Origin of the sequence: Bradyrhizobium sp. JR4.1, from assembly GCF_040548605.1 — a bacterium.
GTDB lineage: Bacteria > Pseudomonadota > Alphaproteobacteria > Rhizobiales > Xanthobacteraceae > Bradyrhizobium > Bradyrhizobium canariense.
In genome coordinates this window covers 1-2,105 of the sequence record NZ_JBEPRY010000072.1, presented here as the reverse complement: position 1 = coordinate 2,105, position 2,105 = coordinate 1, and the positions used below count along the sequence as shown (strand labels likewise).

Sequence of the window (2,105 nt, the reverse complement as noted above, 5' to 3'; positions counted from 1 at the left end):
GTAAGCGCGAATTTCCCTGCACCTTTTGCTTTTGAGTGCTCTGATGCATGAGGTGTCCACCAAAATAGGTGGACACCTTGTGATGGCAGACGAAGATCAGAAACTGCGGGTCAGGCTTGTTGGTCGGAACGGTCGCCGGCGCTACGAGGCAGCATCGAAGGAGCGTCTTGTCGCGAGTTGTCTTGAGCCTGGCGTTTCGGTATCGAGACTTGCGCTCGAACACGGGGTCAACGCGAACCTGCTTCGCAAATGGATCAAGAAGCACACCGCGACCAGGTCTCTCCCGCGGTCTTCCCCATCGGCGTTCATCCCGGTTCAACTTGAGGGGGCTTCCGATCGCGCCCTGTCGCGGGGGAGCAGCGTGGCGATGGTGGGTTTGCCGGCGGCTTGCGATGAAGTGCGGGGGTCGGAACCCAAGGGGACTACAGCTTTTTGTTCTCCGGCCAAAGTGAGCGCGTCGCTGCCGAACGGCGTGAAGGTCGCGCTGGAATGCGGCGATGTGGATGCATTGACTGCGATCATCGGAGCCCTGGGCCATGTTCAGACTGGGCGGTGACCTGCAGGTCTATCTGCACCGTGAGCCGATCGACTTCCGAGCTGGCATCAACAGCCTTGCGGTTCTGGTCCAGGAGACGATGGCGCTCGATCCGTTCGCTCCGGCGGTTTTTGCGTTCTGCAATCGCCGTAGCGACCGGATGAAGTTGCTGTTCTTCGACCGGTCCGGCTTTGTGCTGGTCCTGAAGCGGCTGACCGAGGACAAGTTCCGATGGCCGCGCCGCCAGGAGGCGGTCGTCACGCTGACGACCGAGCAATTGCACTGGATACTTGACGGCATCGATATCGATGCGATGGTCCGCCATCCGGTGCGGCAATATCAGGTTGCCGGCTGAGCTCTCGAGTTGAGCGGTTGACGCGTCGGTACGGTTCAGATTCAAGAATCCGATGAATCGAACCGGCGAACCGAGTGTCGAAGCGCTGTTGGCGCGCATTGCTGCGCTGCAGGTGGAGAATCGTCAGCTCACGGAGCGCGTCGTCAGGCTCGAGGAAGAACTGGCGCTGGCACGCCTGCATCGTTTTGCGCCGCGCAGCGAAAAGCACGTGGACCGTCTGTTCAATGAAGCCGAGCAGGCCGCCGACGAGGATGATGCCGGCAGCGAAACGGACAATATCGCCGAACTTCCGGACACGGGCTTGCCACCCGTCGAAAGCACAACGGGAAAGAAGCGCGGCCGCAGACCGCTGCCGGCGAACCTGCCGCGTGAGCGGGTCGAGTATGACCTGCCCGACGATCAGAAGGCGTGTCCTTGCTGCCGTGGCCAGATGCATCGCATGGGCGAGACTGTCACCGAGCAACTTCATATCGAGGTGAAGGCGAAGGTTTTACAGAATGTGCGCTTCAAATATGGGTGCCGCCATTGCGATCGCACCGGGATCAATGCCCCTGTCGTGACCGCGCCGATGCCGACGCAGCCCTTGCCGGGCAGCGTTGCCACGGCCTCAACGCTGGCGTTCGCGCTGGTTCACAAATATGTCGATGGCACGCCGCTCTACCGTCTGGCGCAGGCCTTCGAACGCGCAGGTGTTCCTGTCAGCCGCGGCGCTTTGGGTCACTGGGTGATCGGCTCGAGCGAGAAGCATCTGCATCGCATCTCAGACGCCCTGAAGCTGCGGCTCAGATTGCAACCTCTCATCCATGGCGACGAGACGACGGTTCAGGTCCTCAAGGAGAAGGACAAAAAAGCCACCAGCACATCGTACATGTGGGCTTATCGCAGCGGCCAGGGCAGTCACGAGCCCATCGTTCTTCTGGATTATCAGCCGGGCCGCGGCCAGATCCACCCGCAGGCCTTCCTCGGCGATTACCGTGGCATCGTGATGAGTGACGGCTATACCGCATGGCGCACGCTGGAAGGGGCCACCCACATTGGATGCATGGCCCACTCCCGACGGCGCTTTGTCGATGCCCTCAAGGCGAGGAAGAAGGGCGGCGGTCCGCCCGAGCAGGCGCTGCGGTTCTTCGAACAGATTTACCGGGTTGAAAGGCAGGCGCGGGACGAAAAACCAGACAGAGGCGAAACGCCAGATCAATGCATTCGCCGCTTCCG

3 protein-coding genes are annotated in these 2,105 nt (G+C 61.2%); all 3 read left to right on the top strand.

From position 1 onward, the window contains the following. The first annotated feature begins 82 nt into the window (after positions 1 to 82). The gene (tnpA, locus tag ABIB90_RS41525) at positions 83 to 556 is read left to right on the top strand and encodes an IS66-like element accessory protein TnpA (RefSeq protein ID WP_354202971.1); all 474 of its coding nucleotides are present in this window, start codon (positions 83 to 85) and stop codon (positions 554 to 556) included. Next, the gene (gene tnpB, locus ABIB90_RS41520) at positions 537 to 890 is read left to right on the top strand and encodes an IS66 family insertion sequence element accessory protein TnpB (RefSeq protein ID WP_354202970.1); all 354 of its coding nucleotides are present in this window, start codon (positions 537 to 539) and stop codon (positions 888 to 890) included. Before tnpA ends, tnpB begins: the two co-directional genes overlap by 20 nt. 52 nt (positions 891 to 942) lie before the next feature. Continuing rightward, positions 943 to 2,105: IS66 family transposase (tnpC, locus tag ABIB90_RS41515; RefSeq protein ID WP_354202969.1), on the top strand; the 1,163-nt coding region annotated here is incomplete at its 3' end.

Excerpts from the sequence above, each read along its gene's own strand:
- tnpA (WP_354202971.1), top strand. The coding sequence starts at position 83 with ATGGCAGACGAAGATCAGAAACTGCGGGTCAGGCTTGTTGGTCGGAAC.
- tnpB (WP_354202970.1), top strand. The coding sequence starts at position 537 with ATGTTCAGACTGGGCGGTGACCTGCAGGTCTATCTGCACCGTGAGCCG.